The organism is Symbiobacterium thermophilum IAM 14863 (assembly GCF_000009905.1).
Taxonomy (GTDB): Bacteria; Bacillota; Sulfobacillia; order Symbiobacteriales; family Symbiobacteriaceae; genus Symbiobacterium; species Symbiobacterium thermophilum.
In genome coordinates this window covers 32,944-51,657 of sequence record NC_006177.1, presented here as the reverse complement: position 1 = coordinate 51,657, position 18,714 = coordinate 32,944, and the positions used below count along the sequence as shown (strand labels likewise).

Genomic DNA, 18,714 nt, shown 5'->3' with positions numbered 1-18,714 from the left:
CATTCTACATTTGAATATACCCGTTGCACAGGCTGCGCCACAACGCAGAAAATCCCGGCCGGTGCACGGGAAAGGCCCGTGCGCACAAGACGCACGGGCCCGATGGGTGAGATGCCCTACTTCTTCCCCGCCCGGTACTCCAGGGCGGCCTTGATGAAGTCCCGGAACAGCGGGTGCGGCCGGTTGGGCCGGCTCTTGAACTCGGGGTGGAACTGCACGCCGACGAACCAGGGGTGGCCCTCCATCTCGACCACCTCCACCAGGTTCCCTTCCGGCCAGACGCCCACGGCCTTCAGCCCGACGGCCTCCAGCCGCTCCAGGTAGGCGTTGTTGACCTCGAAGCGGTGCCGGTGCCGCTCGTGGACGACCTCCGTGCCGTAGGCGGCGTGCGCCTTGGAGCCCGGCTTCAGCCGGCAGGGGAAGGCGCCGAGCCGCATGGTGCCGCCCAGGTCGGTCACCTGCTTCTGCTGGGCCATCATGTCGATCACCGGGTCCTTGCAGTCCGTCACGAACTCGGTGGAGTTGGCCTTGGAGAGCCCCAGCAGGTTCCGGGCCGCCTCGATCACCGCGGACTGCATGCCCATGCAGATGCCGAAGAACGGAATGCCCTTCTCCCGGGCGTAGCGGATGGCGTTGATCTTCCCCTCGATGCCCCGGTAGCCGAAGCCCCCGGGCACCAGGATGCCGTCCGCCCGGCCCAGGCAGGCCTCCAGCGCCTCCGGGGTGATGCCGTTCTCCAGCTTCTCCGAGTCGACCCAGTGGATCCGCACCCGGGCGTTGTTGTGGATGCCGGCGTGGTTCAGCGACTCCACCACCGAGAGGTAGGCGTCCTCCAGGGCGACGTACTTGCCCACCAGGGCGATCTCCACCTCGCGCTCCGGGTGCTTGGCCCGCTGCACCAGCGCCTCCCACTCCGCCAGGTCGGGGGTGCGGGAATCGAGCCCCAGCCGGCGGCAGACGATCTCCGCCAGCCCCTCCTTCTCCATGGCCAGCGGCACCTCGTAGAGGGAGCCGAGGTCCTCGTTGGGGATGACGGCCTCGGGCGGCACGTCGCAGAACAGGGCGATCTTCTCCCGCAGGTCCTTGGGGATCTCCCGGTCGGACCGGCAGACGATGACGTCGGGCTGGATGCCGATGGAGCGCAGCTCCCGCACCGAGTGCTGGGTCGGCTTGGTCTTCAGCTCGCCCGATGCCGCGATGTACGGCACCAGGGTCACGTGGATGAAGAGAACGTCGTCCTTGCTGGGGACCTCGTTCTTGAACTGGCGGATGGCCTCCAGGAAGGGCTGCCCCTCGATGTCGCCCACGGTGCCGCCGATCTCCACCAGGATCACGTCGGCGTCGCTGTCCTCCGCCACCCGGCGGATGTGGGACTTGATTTCATTGGTAATGTGCGGGATGACCTGAACGGTGCCGCCCAGGTAGTCGCCCCGGCGCTCCTTGGCGATGACCGAGGAGTAGATCTTGCCGGTGGTGACGTTGTTGCCCTTGCCCATGTTCACGTCCATGAACCGCTCATAGTGGCCCACGTCCAGGTCGCACTCGCCGCCGTCCTCGGTGACGAAGACCTCGCCGTGCTGAATCGGGCTCATGGTCCCCGGGTCCACGTTCAGGTAAGGATCAAATTTAAGGGCGGTGACCCTGTAGCCTCGGCTCTTGATGAGCCGGCCGAGGGACGCCGCCGTGATGCCCTTTCCGAGACCTGAAACCACGCCTCCGGTTATGAAAATGAACTTGGCCATGTTCCGTGCCCCTCCCTGGAAGGTCGGCCGCGCGTGCTGCTGTGTACAAATACCTGTCTATTCTAGCCATCGCCGCGAGCCGCTGTCAAGCGAAAAGGGGATACACCGTATCCCCTCTCTGGCGCTATGAGCTAGAGGTCGTCCTCGTCCTCGCCCGGCTCCTCGTCGACGTCCACGTCGATATCCTCGAGCTCCAGCTCCTCGTCGACGTCGTCCAGGCCGTATTCGTCGTCCAGGTCCTCCCCGAGCTCCTCCAGCTCCTCTTCTTCTTCTGCCCCGATCTCGTCTATCTCATCCTCCAGCCGGAGGGGCGGACGGCTGACCCGGCCGGGCGTGCCGTCCTGCTTGATATGGATGACGCGGTTGGTCTTGGGCAGCCACTCCCGGAGCCCCCACTCGCCGCCGCCCTGGTGAATGAAGCGGGAGTCGAGGTTGATCTCGGTGTGCATCTGCGCGATCAGGCGGCCGGGATTCTCCTGGCTGATCGCCTTCACCTGCATGACCTCGGTGATCAGCTCCTTGAAGTGCATCGGCTTGCCGTGCTTCTTCAAGATGGTGAAGGCGAGATCGGTTACCGACATATCAGGCTTCAGTTCCATAGGCGATCCCATCCCATCTACACTCCCTGTCGTCCATCCACCGCGAGGGGCAGTCTCCGGCCCGAGGGCCATTCGGACCGCCGCCAAAAAGGCCGAGAAGAGATTCGACTGCGGCGCGCGGAATCCTGCTGCCCTGCATCGGGTACGAGCCGAAATTTACCCGCCGCGCGCCGATCCGTCAAGACCCTGTCAACCTATGCGCCCCTCCGGCGCGACGACACACCGCGCGCGCAGGGCCCCCGAGCCGCACCGGCCGTGCGGTCGGGGGCTTCGCCTCACTGCGGCTGCCGCTCCAGTAAGGTCTTTACAATAAACGCTGCCACCTGGCTGGGCAGGGTGCCGGGGCCGAATCCGGCATCGTAGCCCAGCTCCACCGCCAGCTCGTGGGTGATGCGGGGGCCGCCGGCAATCAGGATTACCCGGTCCCGCATCCCCTCCGCCTCCAGCAGGTCCACCAGGCCCGTCAGGTTGCTGAGATGGACGTTCTTCTGGGTCACCACCTGGCTCACCAGGACGGCGTCGGCCTCCACCTCCCGCGCCTTTGCCACCAGGACCTCGTTGCGCACCTGGCTGCCCAGGTTCCAGACCCGGAAGCCCTGGTACCGCTCCAGGCCGTAGTCGCCCCGGTAGCCCTTCATGTTCAGGATCGCGTCGAGCCCCACCGTGTGGGCGTCGGTGCCGGTGCACGCCCCGACCACCCGGATCGGCCGGCCCAGCCGGTCGGCGATCATCCGGTCGATCTCCTCCATCGACCACTTCGGCGCCTCCACCTCGGGGACCCGGATCGCCTCCAGGTCGACCCCCTGGGTCGCCTTGGCGTAAACGACGAAGAAGGTATAGCCCCCGCCCAGGTCCCGCATCGCGACCACCTGGGGGTTGTCGAGGTTCATCTTCAGGCAGAGCTGCCGCGCCGCCTCCCGCGCCAGGCTGCCCGCGGGCACCGGCAGCGTGAAGGAAAGCTGTACGGCGCCGTCTCCGGTGGTGTCGCCGTAGGGCAGGACCACGCGGCTCATCGCCCGCCGCCCCCTTTCAGGCAGAGGTCGTAGAAGGGGTTCAGGTACCCCTCGCCCCTGGCCAGCACGCCGTCCAGCCCCTTGCCGCCGTCGGCCGGCCGGCGGATGCCCGCGAAGACCCCGTCGGCGATCGCCTGGAACAGGCCCCGCTCGGCGATCTGCTCCAGCAGGCCGAGCGTCCGCTCCAGCACCTCGCTGGCCCGCCGCTCGATGCGGCCGCCTGGCCGGACCTGGAACTCCTCCGTGAAGTGGCGGGCGTAGTTGATGACGTACTTGGCGTTCTCCAGGGCCAGGAACCGGTCGTGCAGGTAGGGGGTGTGGATCGCCTCGGTGAGGATCCCCACCAGGTGGATCTGCTGCCCCGTGGCCACGGAGGTCAGGTTGAACATCGCGTCCATCACGTGGCCCATGAAGATGTCCCCGGTCATGTGCCGGGTGGGCGGCATGTACTTCAGCGGGGCGTTGGGGAAGCAGGTGCGGCTGAGCAGGGCGTCGGCCATCTCGTAGAGCAGCCCGTCCTCCAGGCTCGGGTCCATCTCGAAGGCGTGGCCCAGGCCGATCTGGCTGTCCGGCATGCCCGAGCGGTGGGCGAACTGCTCATTGATGAACTGGGACGCCAGCACCGTGTGCGCCGCCTCGTACGCGTCCGACGTGGTGAGGTAGTTGTCCTCACCGGTGTTGATGATGATGCCGGCCTCGGCCTGGATCATCCGGGCGAAGTGCTGGTCGATGAGCGTGCGCTTGGGGTTGATGTCCCGGAAGAGGATGCCGTACATGGAATCCGAGAGCATCATGTCCAGCCGCTCCAGCGCCCCCAGGGCCGCGATCTCCGGCATGCAGAGGCCGCTGGCGTAGTTGGTCAGCCGGATGTACCGGCCGAGTTCCGCGCCTACCTCGTCCAGGGCCCTGCGCATGATGCGGAAGTTCTCCTGGGTGGCGAAGGTGCCGCCGAACCCCTCGGTGGTCGGGCCCTCGGGGACGTAGTCCAGCAGCGACTGGGCCGTTGAGCGGATGACGGCAATGACGTCCGCCCCCTGCCGGGCCGCGTTCTGGGCCTGCACCACGTCCTCGTAGATGTTGCCCGTGGCCACGATCAGGTAGAGCCAGGGGGCCGGCCGCTCGCCGTACCGGCCGATGAGCTCCTCCCGGGTCCGCCGGTTCTGCCGGATCCGGTCCAACGCCATCCGGGCGAGCCGCTCCGCCTCGGCCCGGATCTCCTCCTCCGGGAGCCGCGGAAGCTGCATCAGGTCCAGCTCGCCGCCGGCGACGGCCTCCGCCACCTGCCGGGGCGTCCGGCCGGTCTGCGTACAGGCGTTGGCCAGCCAGTAGGCCGCACCCCGGTCCAGGCCCCCGCCGTCCTGCAGCGACTCCACCACCAGGTTGGCCAGGGGCACGTCATCCGGCCCCTTCCCCTCCACGCCGAACAGCCGCACCACCGCCCGCTCGATGGCCGTGGTGGTGTGCCGCTCGATGAAGGGCTGAACCTGATCCACGATGCGGCCCGCGAGCTCCCGCGCCCGCGCCACCCGCGCCGGGTCGATGTTCAGCGTCAGCGACAAGGTGCTTTCCCTCCGGTTTCCTCAAAGTGTGTTGCAGGCGTCGCCCGTGCCGTTCGTCATCGGTGCACAGGATCGCGGTGCGGATGGTCCGCGGGCAGGTGGTGCGCGATGCCCGCCACCAGGTCCACCACGGGGCGCCCGGCCACCTCCGCCACCCGGGCGCAGAAGGCGGCCGCGTCGTAGCTGGGGCCCACCGGCGAGTAGGCATTGGTGGTGACCGCGGCGATCTCCACCCGCTTCTCCACGAAGACCTGCCCGCCCTGCCGCCGCCACCGGCGCCAGGCGCCCCGGTCCGCCAGCACGTGCGTCGGATCGGGCACCAGGATGGGGATGTGCGCGCACGGCCGCGACAGCAGGGCCAGCAGCAGCCCGCCGGTGAGCGCCCCGGTGACGGACAGCACGGCCCCGGCGGGCGCTGCCGCGGCCGCCTCCGCCACGACGGCCGGATCGGTCAGGGCGCTGGGCACGGGCACCGCCACCGGCGGGCCGTCCGGGAGCAGCAGGCAGACGGGCGGACGGGCCCCGTGCCGCCACTCCGGCGGCGCCTCGGGCAGATCGAAGAGCTCCAGCAGGTAGCGCACCTGCGAAACCGTCGCGTCCATCGACGCCGAATAGGCCGCGCCGGCCGCGAGGATCGCCCGCCCCGTCACCGCCGGGGCGGCCGCTGCCCGGCGGTCGAGGGAGCCGTCCACCAGGCAGAGCGCGGCCCCGGCCGCCTCCAACTCGTCCAGCAGGGCCGCGATGCGGGCCGCGCTGCCGGGACCCACCAGCAGCACCTCGCCGGACCGGACCACCCGGCCGATGACCACCGGGCCCAGCGGCGTGGTGATTCCTGTCTCCCGCAGCACGGCCACCCGGGCCGTACGCTCCCGGTCTTCCCCGGCCGCCCCGCTCCCGCCGTCCGGGCCGCCGGCGGCCGCGGTCGCTACCAGGGTCCCCTCCGGGGCCCAGATGCGCGGCTTGGGCAGCTCCGTCACGGCGTCCACCGGCTCGCCGTCGCGGCCGGTGGAGAGGAGCCCCAGGGGAATCCCCAGACCCGCGGCGGCCCGGATGAGCCGGTTGAGGGTCACCGTCTTGCCGGCGTTCTTCGAGAGCCCCACCAGGCTGATGCGCCCCCGGTCCCGCCCGCCGAGCACGGCCCGGAGCAGCCCTGCGGCGAGGTCGTCCGCCGGCCCGGCATGCAACCGGTCAGTCATCGCCCGACCCGCTGCCCGCCGGTTCCAGCGCGGCCAGCTGGTCCGGCGTGATCAGGGGCTTCTGCTCGCCCAGCCGGGTCACGCCCTCGGGCAGTTCAACCTCACCGGCCCGCCGGCGTACTGCCCAAAGTTCGGCAGCCGGCCCGATTTTGATCTCGCTGTGGTCGGTGCCGCAGAGCGTGCACTTGCCGTCGGCGACGTGGTCCTCCGGCGTGCCCTCGTGGTAGATGCTGATCTTGCCCTCGAAATTGCGCAGGATCACCCGACCGTCGGACTGGGAGATCAGGTACTGGGGCATCACCGGGATCTTGCCGCCGCCGCCCGGGGCATCGACGACGAAGGTGGGCACGCAGAAGCCCGAGGTGTGGCCCCGCAGGGCCTCGATGATGGCAACACCCTTGGCGACGGAGGTGCGGAAGTGGCTCAATCCCTCGGAGAGGTCGCAGTTGTAGATATAGTAGGGCCGGCAGCGCACCTTCACCAGCTCGTGCACCAGGCGGCGCATGACGACGGCGCAGTCGTTGACGCCCTTCAGCAGCACCGACTGGTTGCCCGTCGGGATGCCGGCGTCGGCCAGCCGCTCCATCGCCTCCCGGGCCTTGGGATGCTGAACCTCGAACGGATGGTTGAAGTGGGTGTTGAGCCAGATGGGGTGGTACTGGCGGAGCATGTTCACCAGCTCCGGGGTGATGCGCTGCGGCAGCACCACCGGCATGCGGGTGCCGATGCGGATGATCTCCACGTGTGGGATCGCCCGCAGCTTCTTGATGACGTACTCCAGCCGCCGGTCCGGCACCGCCAGCGGGTCGCCGCCCGAGATCAGGACGTCGCGGATCTCCGGGTGCGCCCGGATATAGGCAATCGCCTGGTCGAGCATCGCGGTGGACATGGCCTCCTGGTCCCCGACGATGCGCCGCCGGGTGCAGTGCCGGCAGTACAGCGAACACTCGTGGGTGATGAGGAAGAGCACACGGTCGGGGTAGCGGTGGGTGATCCCCGGCACCGGCGAATCCACGTCCTCGTGCAGCGGGTCGCCCATCTCGTAGTCGGCCCAGGCCAGCTCGGCGTACTTGGGCACGGCCTGCAGCCGCATGGGGCAATGGGGGTCGTCGGGATCGATCAGCGTGGCATAGTGGGGCGTGATGCCCAGCCGGAAGAGGTGCTGGGAGTCGCGGATGGCGGCCTCCTCCTCCTCCGTGAGGTTCACCACCTGCTTCAGCTGCTCCAGGTTGGTGATCCGGTGGCTCACCTGCCACCGCCAGTCGTTCCACTGCTCCTCGGTCGCATCGGCCCAAAGCGGGATCTCCCGCCAGTCGCGCGGCTTGGTCAGCATGCGCACTCCCTCCCATGTGTTCGTTCCGGGCCAGGGGACTCCCCCGTCAGGCGTAGATCTCCTCGAACAGGGCCCGCAGCTCCGGGCTCTCCCGGAGGAGGTTGAGCGTGAGGTCGGCGTGGCCGGGGTAGTAGCCGTTGCCGATGAGCATCTCCACCTGGCTGCCCACCCCCTCGGCCCCCAGGGCGGCGGCCGTGAACGACGTGGCCATGCTGAAGAAGTAGATCTTGCCCGTGGGCTTGGTGGCCAGGATCGCGCCCAGCTCGGCGCCGGGAACGTTGACCAGCGAGAGCGTGAGGTCCACCTTCTCCCCCACCGCCCGCATTACGCCCAGGGCGTCGCGGGCGTCGCCCTGGATGTACCGGTGCGCGGCCCCCAGCCGCCGCGCCCGGGCGAGGCTCTCGTCGCTGTAGTCGAAGCAGATCACCTCGGCGGCCCCGGCCCGCCGGGCTGCGTACGAGCAGAGCAGGCCGCTCTTGCCGCCCCCGCCCAGGATCAGCACCCGGTCGCCGGGCTTCACCAGCCGGGCGGTCTGCGCCGGCGCGCCGCAGACATCCAGGGCCGCGAGGGCCAGGTTGTCGGGGATGTCATCGGGCAGCTTCGCGTAGATACCGGTCTCGAAGAGGACCGCAGTGCCGGTCACCTCCACCTGATCGGACTCGGGCAGGACCCGGTGGATGGCCTCGATGCGCAGCGGCGTGAGGCTGAGGCTCACCAGCGTGGCGATCCGGTCGCCGGGCCGCACGTCGGCGTTCAGCGCCGGGCCCACCTCCCGCACGGTGCCGATCAGCATCCCGCCCGACCCGGTGACGGGGTTGTGCATCTTGCCCCGCTCGGTGACGATCCGCCGGATGATGGCCGCGATGCGGTCGGGGTCGCCCCCCGCCTCCTCGCTGATCTGCCGGAACGAGGCCGAGTCGATGTTAAGCCGCTGCACGTCGATCAGGATCTCGTTGTCGTAGATCTTTGGGTCGTCGTTCAGCCGCCAGGCCGGCTGGGGCAGGCTCCCGGCGGGCTCCAGCACCCGGTGCGTGCCGTAGGGGCAGCCCATGGTCATCGCTGCATCACTCCTCGTTCTGCGACTATTGCAAAAACCGTGCCACCAGCGCGGCGAGGAAGAAAAGGGGGCCCCGCTGCCGAAACTCCGGCAGCAGGACCCTCAAAATTCGCGATATGCCGAAAACTCGGCGGTTGGGCGCCTAGGAAGGGACACCGACCTCGACTGTACCCTTGCTCGGCTGCGGGATCCGGCCCGGCCATCCGGGCAGCATGGCACCCAGGGCCAGTGCCACCAGCGAGGCGTAGAAGGTGAACGTGTACGCGTTCTCCAGCCGGCAGGAGCAGCACGCCGGCCTCCAGAGCCGTCCGCCCCCGCAGCACCTGCAGGTACAGCGGCATCAGGAACTCGGCGCCGCAGAGCGCCAAGACCGAGACCCAGCCGGTCAGGATCGCGACCAGGAAGGCGCGGTTGCCGAAGAGCCGCAGGTCGAGGAGCGGCTCCCTGGCCACAAAGAGCTCCACCAGGGCGAAGATGAGCAGCGCAACCGCCCCGATCAGGAAGAACCGGACCACCTCGGGGGCCGTCCAGCCCAGGTCCGAGGCCTGGCTGGCGGCGTAGAGGAGCGAGCCCAATCCCGCACTGGAGAAGAGCAGGCCCAGCGGGTCGAACCGGGCGGTGCGGGAGCCCGTGGAGGAGGGCAGCAAGAGGGAGCCCAGCAGGGTGCCCACCAGCGCGATGGGAACGTTGATGTAGAAGATCCAGCGCCAGTGGCCCAGATCCACCAGCCAGCCGCCCAGGATCGGGCCCAGGGCCGGTGCCGCCACCAGGGCGATGCCGAAGACGCCCATCGCCGCGCCCCGGTCCTCGGGCGGGAAGGCCTTGTAGAGCAGGGAGGTGCCGAGGGGCGTGGCGACGCCGCCGGCGGCGCCCTGCAGGGCCCGGAAGAGGATCAGCAGCCCCAGGCTCGGCGCCAGTCCGCAGAGCAGGGAGCTGAGGCCGAACAGGAAGATGCTGGCGATGAAGACCCGCTTCTCCCCGAAGCGATCGCCCAGGAAGCCGGAAAGGGGCGTGGCGATGCCCAGGGCCATCGTGTAGACGGAGAGAACCCACTGGGTGAGGTTCAGGTTCGCCGCGTACTCCTCCTGGAGCGTCTTAAAGGCGACGTTGACCACCGTCGAATCCAGAATCACCATGAAAACGCCGAAAACCACCGCGGTGAGCACCTTCCAGCCGGAGCCGGAGCGCGAGGCTGCGGTGGAAACCTGCGAGTCCATCGATGCACCCCTCTCAGATCGAGATGTGAACGGTCCTTGGCTGGGGAGGTCGTCGGGCGGCGGACGTTGCGGCGGGTGCCCTCAACCGGCGGCAGCCCCCTCGAGGAAGAGGCTCACCAGCTGTGCCGCCAGCTGCCCGGGTTCCCGGGGCTCGGGGCTGAGGCGGTGAAAGTCCTGGCGGGCCGAGACGAGCAGGAGGAAGCTGGTGGCCAGGACCGCGATTCCCACCGGTAGTCTGGGACGGTTCGGCCAAAAACAGCAGCCTGCACCCTCCCGAAGGAGAGTGCAGGCCGTCGCTCCCGCGCGATGCGCCGGCGGTCCTATCCCTCTTCGCGGGGCCGGCTAAGCCCCAACACCTTGATGCGGTACTGCAGGGTCTGCCGGGGCAGGCCAAGGATCCGTGCGGCCCGGCTCAGGTTCCACCCCGCCTCCTCCAGGGCCTGCCGCACCGCCTCCCGCTCCAGGACCGCCAGCTGGCGGCGCAGCTCACGGGCCGGAAGCCCCGGGTCTGCGGCAGCGGCCCCCGCCCCGCCCGCATCCTCCCCGCCGCGCCGCTCCGCCTCCGCGGCTGCCCGCTGCAGGGGAGCCGGGAGATCGCTGAGCCGGATCTCCGGCCCGGTGGCCAGCTGCAGCGCCGCCTCGATGGCGTGCTCCAGCTCGCGCACGTTGCCCGGCCAGGTGTGCCGCTGAAGAACGCCTCCACCTCCGGGTGAAGCGGCCGCCGGGGGAGCCCCAGCCGTGCGCTGTGCTTGTCCAGGAAATGGTCGGTGAGCAACGGGATGTCCGAGGCGCGCCGGCGCAGGGGCGGCATCTCCAGGGCCACCACCGCGATGCGGTAGTACAGGTCGCTGCGCAGCCGACCGCTGGCCAGGGCGGCCGCCGGCTCCTCGTTGGTGGAGGCGATGATCCGCACGTCCACCTGCCGTTCGGTGGCCTCGCCCAGCCGGCGGATGCGCCCGTCCTGCAGCACCCGCAGCAGCTTGGCCTGCAGCTCCGGCTGCATGGAGTTGATCTCGTCCAGGTACAGCGTGCCGCCGTCGGCCAGCTCGAAGAGCCCGGGCCGATCCTCGGCGCCGGTGAAGGAGCCCCGGGCCGTGCCGAAGAGCAGCGACTCCAGCAGCCCCTCCGGCAGGGCGGCGCAGTTCTGCGCCACCAGGGGCCGGTGCCGCCGCGGGCTGGCCGCGTGGATCGCGTGCACCAGCAGCTCCTTGCCCGTGCCCGTCTCCCCGTACACCAGGACCGGCGAGTCCGTGGCGGCCGCCCGGAGGGCCTGTTCCTTCAGCCGCTGCATGGCGGGGTGATCACCCACCAGGTCATCAAACGTGTACCGGGCGCCGCCCACCGGCGCGCCCCTGCGGGACCGGGGCCGCAGCAGCGCCGCCTGCAGGCCGGCGACCCGCTCGGAGAGCTCCCGCACCCGGGTGACGTCCTTGGAGACCTCAATGGCCCCCACCAGCTCGCCCTCGTGGAAGATAGGCAGCGTGGAGTTGATCGTGGTGACCCGCTGTCCCTTGTAGTTGGCAAAGGTCTGCTCGTGGGCCGGGATGGGCTTGCCGGTGGCCAGCACCTTCAGCAACGTGGAAGTGGCCGGCGTCAGCGACGGGAAGACCTCCAGCAGGTGCCGGCCGATGACCTCCTCGGGGGAGAGGCCGTCGTTCTGCCCGGCCTGCTGGTTGTAGAGCACGGTCACCCCGTTGCGGTCGACGACGTGGATGCCCTCGTCGATCACCGACAGCAGAGCCTTCAGCAGCCAGGGCTGATCGCTCACGCCACTCCCTCCCACCGGCGGCGTCCGATGGCTAGGGGTCCGCCGCCTCCCGTGATGCCGCGGGCTCGTCCGGCCCGCTCCCGGCCCGGGCCACCGCCTTCAGCGCGTCCAGCCGCTCCCGGATGGCCGGGATCATCTCCTCGGCCGCCTGGCGCCCGCGGGCGACGATCTCACCCACATGGTCCAGCTCGATCGCGTTGAACTCCCTGAGGTCAGGGCGAATGAGGACGTCGGCGGCCGCCGCCGACGCGCGGATCAGGGGCCGCTGCACCAGGGCGAGGCTGGTCATCATGATGTCCAGGAGGTTCCGCGGCCGATAGCCGGGGTCCGGATCCTGGGAAAGCTCCACCCCGATGACCAGGTCGGCCCCCATGGACCGCGCCGCCCGGGCCGGGATCGGCTGGGTCAGGCCGCCGTCGACCAGGGTGTGCTCGCCCACGCGCACCGGCAGGAAGATGCCGGGGTAGGCGCAGCTCGCCCGCACCGCCGTGGTCACCCTTCCCTCCCGGATCAGCACCGGCTGCCCATCCAGCAGATCGGTGGCCAGGGCCCCAAACGGCAGGCGCAGATCCCGGAAGTCCAGGTCTCCCACCCGCTCCACCAGGAAGCGCTCCAGCCCGCTGGTGTCCAGCAGGCCATCCCTCCGGAGCCGCAGCCGCACCAGCGACCGCCAGTTCATCTCGGCCGCCAGCTGCTCCAGGGCCCACGGGTCACACCCTGCGGCGTACAGCGCCCCGACGAGGCTGCCCGCGGAGGTGCCCGCCACCAGGCCGATGGGGATCCCGGCCGCCACCAGGGCCTGCAGGACGCCGATGTGCGCCATGCCCCGGGCGAACCCGCCCCCCAGCGCCAGCCCCACCTTCGGTGCCGATGCCATCGCCCGATCACCTCTCTTCGTCGACAAGCCGCCGAACTCCTACGGTCCGGCGGCAGCCCTGCGTCACCTCCCAGACTATGCGTACGGCAGGGAGACAGAACCTCCCTGCCGCGCGACGCACGATGTTCAGTTGGTGAAAGTCGCCGTGAGCGCCGGGAAGGTGCCCCCGGACTGGCGGGGCAGCTCCGGCAGGGTCAGCGTGATGGTCTCGCCAGCCGGCACCGGTTCGCAGTAAAGCTCGAACCGGATCGCGCTCCGGCGCTGGTCGGCCGTCAGCGACTGGCAGGTGAGCGGACGGGCCTGCGTGGCCACCGCCGGCAGCAGGGCGGCCTCGTCCTCGGGGAGCACCAGCCCCTCCCCCTGCACGGTGTAGGCGATGCGGGTCGCCGATTCGCCGGTCGCCACCGAGGTCACGGTAAGGGTCAGGCCGTCTCCGGATTCGGTCACCTTCAGGGTCACGGAGCGGCTGGGTCGGAAGAGGGCGGCGGTCATGCGCTGCTGCGGGTTGAGGTGGATCTCCAGGTCAGGCTCCAGCAGCTGGGCCGCCAGCGCCCCGAGGAAGGGCACCGAGGCGACGTGCTGGGCAAACTGGGGCTGGGTGGACAGGGCAAACAGGAACACCGCGGCCACGGCAGCCACCGACCCAAAGGCTGCGGCCGCGCGGCGCCAGGCGGACCGGCGGCTCTCGCCCTTCAGGCTGAGCTGGATGCGCTCGGCCACCTCGGGCGGGCACACCCCCTGGTTCACCCAGTCCTTCAACCCCTGTGAGAGCTTGTCGCCGATGTCTTTCATTGCGCTGGCCTCCTCTGCGCAGGCCTCGCACTGCATCAGATGTGCCTCGATGGCGGCGCGCTCCTGCGGTGAGAGCGTACCGTAGAGGTACGCCGTCAGCTCCGATTGGATCTGCTCACACTGCATCGACTCCGCGCCCCTCCTTTCGTTCTTCGAGCGCGTTCAGGCGGCTCCGCAGCTGCTTCATCGCGGCGTGCAGCCGGGACTTCACCGTGCCCAGGGGAATGTCCAGGGCCGCGGCGATCTCCTCCAGCTGCATGTCGTTCAGGAAGCGCAGCACGACCACGGCCCGGTAGCGCTCGTCCAGGCTGCGCACGGCGTCCCACACATCCCCGTCCAGGGGCAGGTCCACCTCGGTGACGGGGTGCGCGGTCAGGTCCTCCGGCCGCTCCACCGGGATGACCCGCATGCGCTTGCGCAGGATCTGCGTACAGGTGTTGACGAGGATGCGCCGCATCCAGGCGGAGAACGCCACGTCCCCGCCCCGGAGCTGCCCGAACGCCCGGTAGGCGCGGATGGTGGCCTCCTGCAGCGCGTCGGCGGCATCGGCCTCGTTCCCGAGAATCGCCCAGGCGGTGCGGTAGAGTTTGCCCTGCTCGGGCCGGTAGAGTGCGAAGAAGCGCTCCTCCATGGTCACGCTGGTATCCCCTCCTTCTCGGCGCGCCCCTGCCGCCGAACGCCTCTCGCCATCAAGAGCGCGTCACGGGGGAAAAAGGTTCGGCAGGCGATGCACAATAAGCGGCGAATCCAGTGATCGAGGTGATTTCCACATGAGACAGGCTCTGGTCCGTTGGGCCGGCGGAATCGCGTTTGAAGCCCAGTTGGGTTCCGGCCACACGATCGTCATGGATGCCAGCCGGGAGGTCGGCGGCGAGGACAGGGGGCCCAGGCCCGGGGAGCTGCTCCTGGCCGCGCTGGGGGGCTGCACCGGGATGGACATCGTTTCGATCCTGCAGAAGATGCGGGTGGACTTCGACCGCGTGGAGGTGACCGTGGAGGCCGAGGCGCGGGAGGAGTACCCGAAGTACTACGATCGCTTCCGCGTGATCTACCGGGTCTTCGGCGGCGACGTGCCCGCGGACAAGGTCAAGCGGGCGGTCCAGCTCTCGGAGGAGCGCTACTGCTCCGTGGGCGCCCTCTTCAGCCACGGCGCCGAGATCACCCACCGCATCGAGATCAACGGAGAACCCGTAGAATAAGTGCTGACACGACAGTGGAGCCCGCACGCTTGCGCGGGCTCCGTTCATTGTAACACAACAAAGGTTTGGTGCGCGTTACAACACCGACTCCTGCGGCTCGACCTCCAGGAGGCCGATGGAGACCGCATACCGTACGAGTTCGGGGAACGTGTTGACCTCCAGCTTGCGCATGATGCTGGCCCGGTGCTTGTCCGCCGTCTTCGGGCTGATATACAGCGCCCGCGCGATGGCCTTGCTGGTGTAACCGTCCACCAGCAGCCGGAAGACCTCCTGCTCCCGCGGCGTGAGCTCCTCGTAGCGGCTGGTGGCCATGCGCGCCTTGCGGCCCTGTCAGTACTCCGCCACGATGTGCGTGGAGCTGTCGGGGCTGAGGTAGATCCGGCCCTGGTGCGCCCACCGCACTGCCCGCAGCACCTCGTCGCTGGGTGCGCTCTTGGACACGTAGCCCAGCGCGCCGGCTTCCAGCGCCCGGAAGATGAAGGACTCCTTGTTGTACATGGACAGAAAGACGATGCGGCCCGAGCACCCTTCCCGACGGAGGGACTCCGCCACCTGCAGGCCGTTGAGGTCAGGCATGGAGATGTCGAGCACCATCACATCGAACGGCATGCTGCGGGCGAGCGAGCGGGCCTCGTTGCCGGACTCGGCCTCCCCGATCACCTCAATGTCAGTCTGAGCGCTCAGGATCTTGGTAAGCCCGGTCCGGACCAGTGCGTGATCGTCGACCACCAACACCCGGATCTTCGCCATGGCCTCCCTCCTCAACAGGCACCTCCACCCGCACGGTGGTGCCGCGCCCGGAACCGGACACCAGCTTGAAGCGGCCACCCAGCTGCTGGGCCCTGCGCTCCATGCTCTTGATGCCCAGTCCCTCGAAAGCCGTATTGCGGTTGAATCCCTGTCCGTTGTCCTTCATCGTGAGGATGACCGTAGGATGGGTGTAAACCAGCCGGACCTGCACCTCGCTGGCCCGGGCGTGCTTCACGACGTTGTTCAGGGCCTCCTGGAAAATGCGGAAAAGCTGGGTCTCCACGGCGTCCGGCAGCCGGCGATGGCTGAGCCCGTGGCTCGTGAAGTCGATCGTGAGGTTGTAGAGATCGGCGCAGTGGTCCACCATCCAGGCGATGGTCTCCGTAAGACCCAGAGGCCGCAGCATCGAAGGCGTCAGGTCGAAGGAGATCGCCCGTACCTCGTGGCTGAGCCGCTCCACGTAGCTGATGATGTCCCGCAGCCGATGGCAGGCAGGATCCTGGATCCCCCTGGCCGCCATGCCGCACTCCAGTTCCTCCAGCATCAGTTTCACCGCGACGACGGACTGCCCCAGGCCGTCGTGCAGATCCTGGGCGAGACGGGCCTTCTCCCGTTCCTGGATGAGCATGATCTGGTTGTGCAGGAACTCGCGTTCCTGCTCCGACTCGACCTGCGCGGTGATATCGGTATAGAGTTCGGACCGGCCTCCGGTATAAGGGCCGGTCGTAATGGGCTTGGAGCGGTGCTCCAGCCACCGGGCGCGCCGGTTGCGGCCGGCGAGCACCCGGCAGCGAAACTGCTCCGGGTACGTGTTGTTCTCGTACGAGGCCAGTAAGCGCCGGGCGAACTCGTCGCCCTCCTGGATGATGTGGCGGATCTGCTCCTGCACCAGCGCGGGCTTGTACCGACCGATCAGCCTGCTGCGGCTGATGCCGAAGTAGTTCTCCATGGTCTCGTTGACGAAAGCGACGCGCAGCGACCGGTCGAGAATAAAGATCCCGACCGGTAGCACTTCCAGTATTTCAAACTCCGACCCGTAGGCAGAGGCGGGCATATGTACCCTCTCCTTCCCGCGTCCGGCCGCCTGCAATCCGACGGCCGCTGCCGCGCGTCCGTGCAACACCGCGTCCATCGTACCATGGAGACGGTCACACCGGGCGGCACGAAAGCACTAGGCGGGGGTTAGCTTGTTGTGCCACTGCCCCGCATCACCACCAGAAACTCGGGTAGCGGCGCGGGTACTTGTCGGTACGGGCCCAGAGGTTGTTGTACAGCAGCGCCACGATGACGATGACGGCGGCGCCTGCGAGAACGGGGCTGATCGCCCACATGGGGTCCGCAATCTGGTTGATGACCGGGAGCAGCGCGGTGGCGTCCGCCGGCGGATGGACGGTCTTCGTCAGCACCATCAGGGCGATCGCCAGGCCCGAAGCCAGGCCCATCGCCCAGAAGGCTGAGCTGCCCGTCAGCATGTACACGACGACCCCAGTGAGCGCGGCCACCAGGTGCCCGCCGAGGATGTTGCGAGGCTGGGAGAACGGCGCGCCGGGGGCGGCAAAGGCCAGGACGGCGGAGGCGCCGAAGGGAACGATGAAGAGGCCGATTGCCTGGACTTCAAAGTGGACGTAGGTCAGCAGCGTGATCACGATGAAGCCGCCGAGGCCAGAGACCAGCGCCTCTGCCAGCCCGGGGTAGGGGATGCTGGAGACCAGCTGCTGCCCCCGCATCAGGGCCAGATACTTCTTCATCACACTCCCACCTTTCCGGGGTGCGGCACCCCATGCCCCTGCGGCATGGGGTGCCGCACGATGCGGGCTAGAACTTCTTGTACCGCAGCCACTTGCCGTTCAGGATGATCTGGGCGCGGTCCTCGCCCTCATCGCCCTTGACTTTCTTGACGTCGATCGAGAAGTCGATGGCGCTCATGATGCCGTCGCCGAAGATCTCGTGGCAGACGTCCTTCAGCACCGGACCGTAGAGCAGGATGACCTCGTAGAACCGGTAGACGAACGGGTCGGTGGGCGGCCAGGGCTGCACGGGGGTGCGGTGGGGGGCCTCGGTGAGGGCCTTCTGCGTGGCGGCGTCCAGGCGTGCACTTTGTCCCCATGTCCCGGGTGTGCGCCGCCGCCCTCAGGACGTCTGCTCCGTCAACTGCACCGGCAACCGGTCCCAGCGGGACAACACCCGGTGAACCTGGGGCTGCACCCCGGTCCAGACACCTCGCACCCCCGGGCGGTCGCCCGCGCGTAGCCTCGTTCCAGGGCCTGGGCCCCGGTGGCGTCCAGGCTGGTCACGCCCCGCAGGTCGAGGACCAGGGTGGAACCCTCCGGAACCGCGTCCACCGCATCCAGGAACGGCTTGGCGGCGCCGAAGTAGAGCGGTCCGGTCAGCCGAATGGCCGTGACCTTGCCCATGCGCTTTACCGTGAGCGGTGCGTCGGTAACCGTCACCGCGAAGCGGATCATGGAAAGAAGGACTCCCACCGCCACCGCGGTCACCAAGTCGAAGACCACGGTAATGGCCGCAGTGGTCAGCATGATGGCCGCGTCGCCCACGGGCACCCGGCGCACGTCAGCCAGGCTGCGCCGGTCGACCATGTTGATCGCAGTACCCATCAGGATGCCGGCCAGGGTGGCCCTGGGAATCAGGCCCGCCAGGTCGCCGAGGGCGACGGCCACCAGCAGGATGACCAGGCCGTGGGTCACGGCCGCCAGCCGGGTGCGCCCGCCCGCCTGAATGCGGGCCGCCGACCGGACGATGGCGCCGGTGCCGACGATGCCGCCGAAGAGGGTGGCCACCATGTTGCCCAGCCCCTGACCGAACAGCTCCCGGTCAGGGTCATGTCGGGTGCCTGCCATCTCATCCACCACCACCGCGGACAGCAGCGACTCCACCGCCCCCAGCAGTGCGATGGTCAGCGCGGGCCGGAGGAGGGCGCCCAGGTTGGCCAGCTCGCCGAAGAAGGCGAGCTGCGGCGTCGGCCACCCGCCAGGGATGGGACCGATGGTGGTGAAGACCTCCGGCCAGAACAACCTTACAGCGGCCGTGGAGAGGACCAGCGCCACCAGCGATCCCGGGACCTTGCGCGTGATGCGCGGCCATACCAACATGATGGCGACCACCGCTCCCGCCAGCCCCGCCTCGGCAGGCACGATCGCACCCGACGCGCCCCGCAGGGAGTCAATCTGCTGGAGGAAGATCAGGAGTGCGATGCCGTTGGTAAAGCCGGAGAGGACGGGCTGCGAAATCAGGTGGACGTACCGGCCTACCTTCAGGAAGCTGAGCAGCAGCAGGAGGGCACTTCCCAGAAACATCGCCATGTAGAGCCCCGTGAGCCCAAACTCCTGGTAGATGGGCACCAGCACCACCGTCATCCCCGCGGTCGGTCCGCTGACCTGGGCGGGCGAGCCGCCGAAGATCGCCGCGAGGATGCCCGTGAACACGGCGCCGTAAAGGCCGGCCATCGGTCCGGCGCCCGAGAGCACGCCGAAGGCCAGCGCCAGAGGCAGCGCCACCACCGCCGCCGTCACGCCTCCGAAGAGATCCCCCCGCCAGTGCTCCGTCATCCGTGAGAAAAAGCCGGCGACATTTCGCTCCTTCATAGGCAAGTGC

The 18,714-nt window shown here is 69.0% G+C and carries 21 protein-coding genes; 1 reads left to right on the top strand and 20 read right to left on the bottom strand.

Going from position 1 to position 18,714, the window contains the following annotated elements; translation table 11 throughout:
• Positions 1–116 precede the first annotated feature (116 nt).
• The 14 genes from STH_RS00270 to STH_RS00215 form a co-directional block, all read right to left on the bottom strand.
• Positions 117–1,742 (bottom strand): CTP synthase, encoded by a 1,626-nt coding sequence (locus tag STH_RS00270; RefSeq protein WP_011194175.1) that lies wholly within the window; start codon positions 1,740–1,742, stop codon positions 117–119.
• Between the two features lie 131 nt (positions 1,743–1,873).
• On the bottom strand, positions 1,874–2,341 hold the full coding sequence (gene rpoE / locus STH_RS00265) for a DNA-directed RNA polymerase subunit delta (RefSeq protein ID WP_043712905.1): 468 nt from the start codon (positions 2,339–2,341) through the stop codon (positions 1,874–1,876).
• A 275-nt stretch (positions 2,342–2,616) separates the two neighbouring features.
• Entirely contained in the window at positions 2,617–3,354 is a 738-nt protein-coding gene (locus tag STH_RS00260; protein ID WP_011194173.1) for an OAM dimerization domain-containing protein, read from the bottom strand.
• Positions 3,351–4,913, bottom strand: a complete 1,563-nt coding sequence (locus STH_RS00255) for a lysine 5,6-aminomutase subunit alpha (RefSeq protein WP_011194172.1) — start codon at positions 4,911–4,913, stop codon at positions 3,351–3,353. Before STH_RS00255 ends, STH_RS00260 begins: the two co-directional genes overlap by 4 nt.
• Positions 4,914–4,969: 56 nt before the next feature.
• Complete coding sequence (locus STH_RS00250) at positions 4,970–6,109, bottom strand: hypothetical protein (protein ID WP_011194171.1); 1,140 nt, start codon at positions 6,107–6,109, stop codon at positions 4,970–4,972.
• Positions 6,102–7,442, bottom strand: a complete 1,341-nt coding sequence (ablA, locus tag STH_RS00245) for a lysine 2,3-aminomutase (protein WP_148205431.1) — start codon at positions 7,440–7,442, stop codon at positions 6,102–6,104. Before ablA ends, STH_RS00250 begins: the two co-directional genes overlap by 8 nt.
• Before the next feature lie 46 nt (positions 7,443–7,488).
• Entirely contained in the window at positions 7,489–8,499 is a 1,011-nt protein-coding gene (locus STH_RS00240; RefSeq protein ID WP_011194169.1) for a Zn-dependent alcohol dehydrogenase and related dehydrogenase, read from the bottom strand.
• The gene (locus tag STH_RS00235; RefSeq protein WP_011194168.1) at positions 8,496–9,716 is read right to left on the bottom strand and encodes a DHA2 family efflux MFS transporter permease subunit; all 1,221 of its coding nucleotides are present in this window, start codon (positions 9,714–9,716) and stop codon (positions 8,496–8,498) included. Before STH_RS00235 ends, STH_RS00240 begins: the two co-directional genes overlap by 4 nt.
• Before the next feature lie 81 nt (positions 9,717–9,797).
• Positions 9,798–9,944, bottom strand: coding sequence for a hypothetical protein (locus STH_RS18615; protein ID WP_011194167.1), 147 nt, complete (start codon positions 9,942–9,944; stop codon positions 9,798–9,800).
• Positions 9,945–10,036: 92 nt separating this feature from the next.
• Positions 10,037–10,165 carry a helix-turn-helix domain-containing protein gene (locus tag STH_RS19875; protein WP_420834785.1) on the bottom strand — a complete coding sequence of 43 codons (129 nt, stop codon included), beginning with the start codon at positions 10,163–10,165 and terminating at the stop codon, positions 10,037–10,039.
• On the bottom strand, positions 10,129–11,484 hold the full coding sequence (locus STH_RS00230; RefSeq protein ID WP_197525189.1) for a sigma-54 interaction domain-containing protein: 1,356 nt from the start codon (positions 11,482–11,484) through the stop codon (positions 10,129–10,131). Before STH_RS00230 ends, STH_RS19875 begins: the two co-directional genes overlap by 37 nt.
• A 31-nt stretch (positions 11,485–11,515) precedes the next feature.
• Complete coding sequence (locus tag STH_RS00225) at positions 11,516–12,361, bottom strand: patatin-like phospholipase family protein (protein ID WP_050742023.1); 846 nt, start codon at positions 12,359–12,361, stop codon at positions 11,516–11,518.
• A gap of 126 nt (positions 12,362–12,487) precedes the next feature.
• Positions 12,488–13,279: an anti-sigma factor family protein gene (locus tag STH_RS00220; protein ID WP_011194164.1), complete on the bottom strand. Its 792-nt coding sequence runs from the start codon at positions 13,277–13,279 to the stop codon at positions 12,488–12,490.
• On the bottom strand, positions 13,269–13,784 hold the full coding sequence (locus STH_RS00215) for an RNA polymerase sigma factor (protein WP_070105472.1): 516 nt from the start codon (positions 13,782–13,784) through the stop codon (positions 13,269–13,271). Before STH_RS00215 ends, STH_RS00220 begins: the two co-directional genes overlap by 11 nt.
• Before the next feature lie 139 nt (positions 13,785–13,923).
• On the opposite strand from STH_RS00215, the gene STH_RS00210 reads away from it, so the two are divergent.
• Positions 13,924–14,352 (top strand): OsmC family protein, encoded by a 429-nt coding sequence (locus STH_RS00210; RefSeq protein ID WP_011194162.1) that lies wholly within the window; start codon positions 13,924–13,926, stop codon positions 14,350–14,352.
• Positions 14,353–14,427: 75 nt separating this feature from the next.
• On the opposite strand, the gene STH_RS17745 is transcribed toward STH_RS00210, so the two are convergent.
• From STH_RS17745 to STH_RS00185, 6 genes are all read right to left on the bottom strand, one after another.
• Positions 14,428–14,664 (bottom strand): response regulator transcription factor, encoded by a 237-nt coding sequence (locus STH_RS17745; protein ID WP_011194161.1) that lies wholly within the window; start codon positions 14,662–14,664, stop codon positions 14,428–14,430.
• A gap of 18 nt (positions 14,665–14,682) precedes the next feature.
• Positions 14,683–15,102, bottom strand: a complete 420-nt coding sequence (locus STH_RS17740) for a response regulator (protein WP_011194160.1) — start codon at positions 15,100–15,102, stop codon at positions 14,683–14,685.
• Positions 15,020–16,156 carry a PAS domain-containing sensor histidine kinase gene (locus STH_RS16645; protein ID WP_050742022.1) on the bottom strand — a complete coding sequence of 379 codons (1,137 nt, stop codon included), beginning with the start codon at positions 16,154–16,156 and terminating at the stop codon, positions 15,020–15,022. The genes STH_RS17740 and STH_RS16645 overlap by 83 nt, the downstream gene beginning before the upstream one ends.
• Before the next feature lie 154 nt (positions 16,157–16,310).
• Positions 16,311–16,850: an HPP family protein gene (locus STH_RS00195; RefSeq protein ID WP_050742021.1), complete on the bottom strand. Its 540-nt coding sequence runs from the start codon at positions 16,848–16,850 to the stop codon at positions 16,311–16,313.
• Between the two features lie 67 nt (positions 16,851–16,917).
• A complete protein-coding gene (cynS, locus tag STH_RS00190) occupies positions 16,918–17,190 on the bottom strand; it encodes a cyanase (protein ID WP_083765871.1) in 273 nt (90 codons plus the stop codon).
• A 59-nt stretch (positions 17,191–17,249) separates the two neighbouring features.
• The gene (locus STH_RS00185; protein ID WP_011194156.1) at positions 17,250–18,704 is read right to left on the bottom strand and encodes a SulP family inorganic anion transporter; all 1,455 of its coding nucleotides are present in this window, start codon (positions 18,702–18,704) and stop codon (positions 17,250–17,252) included.
• Between the last annotated feature and the right edge of the window lie 10 nt (positions 18,705–18,714).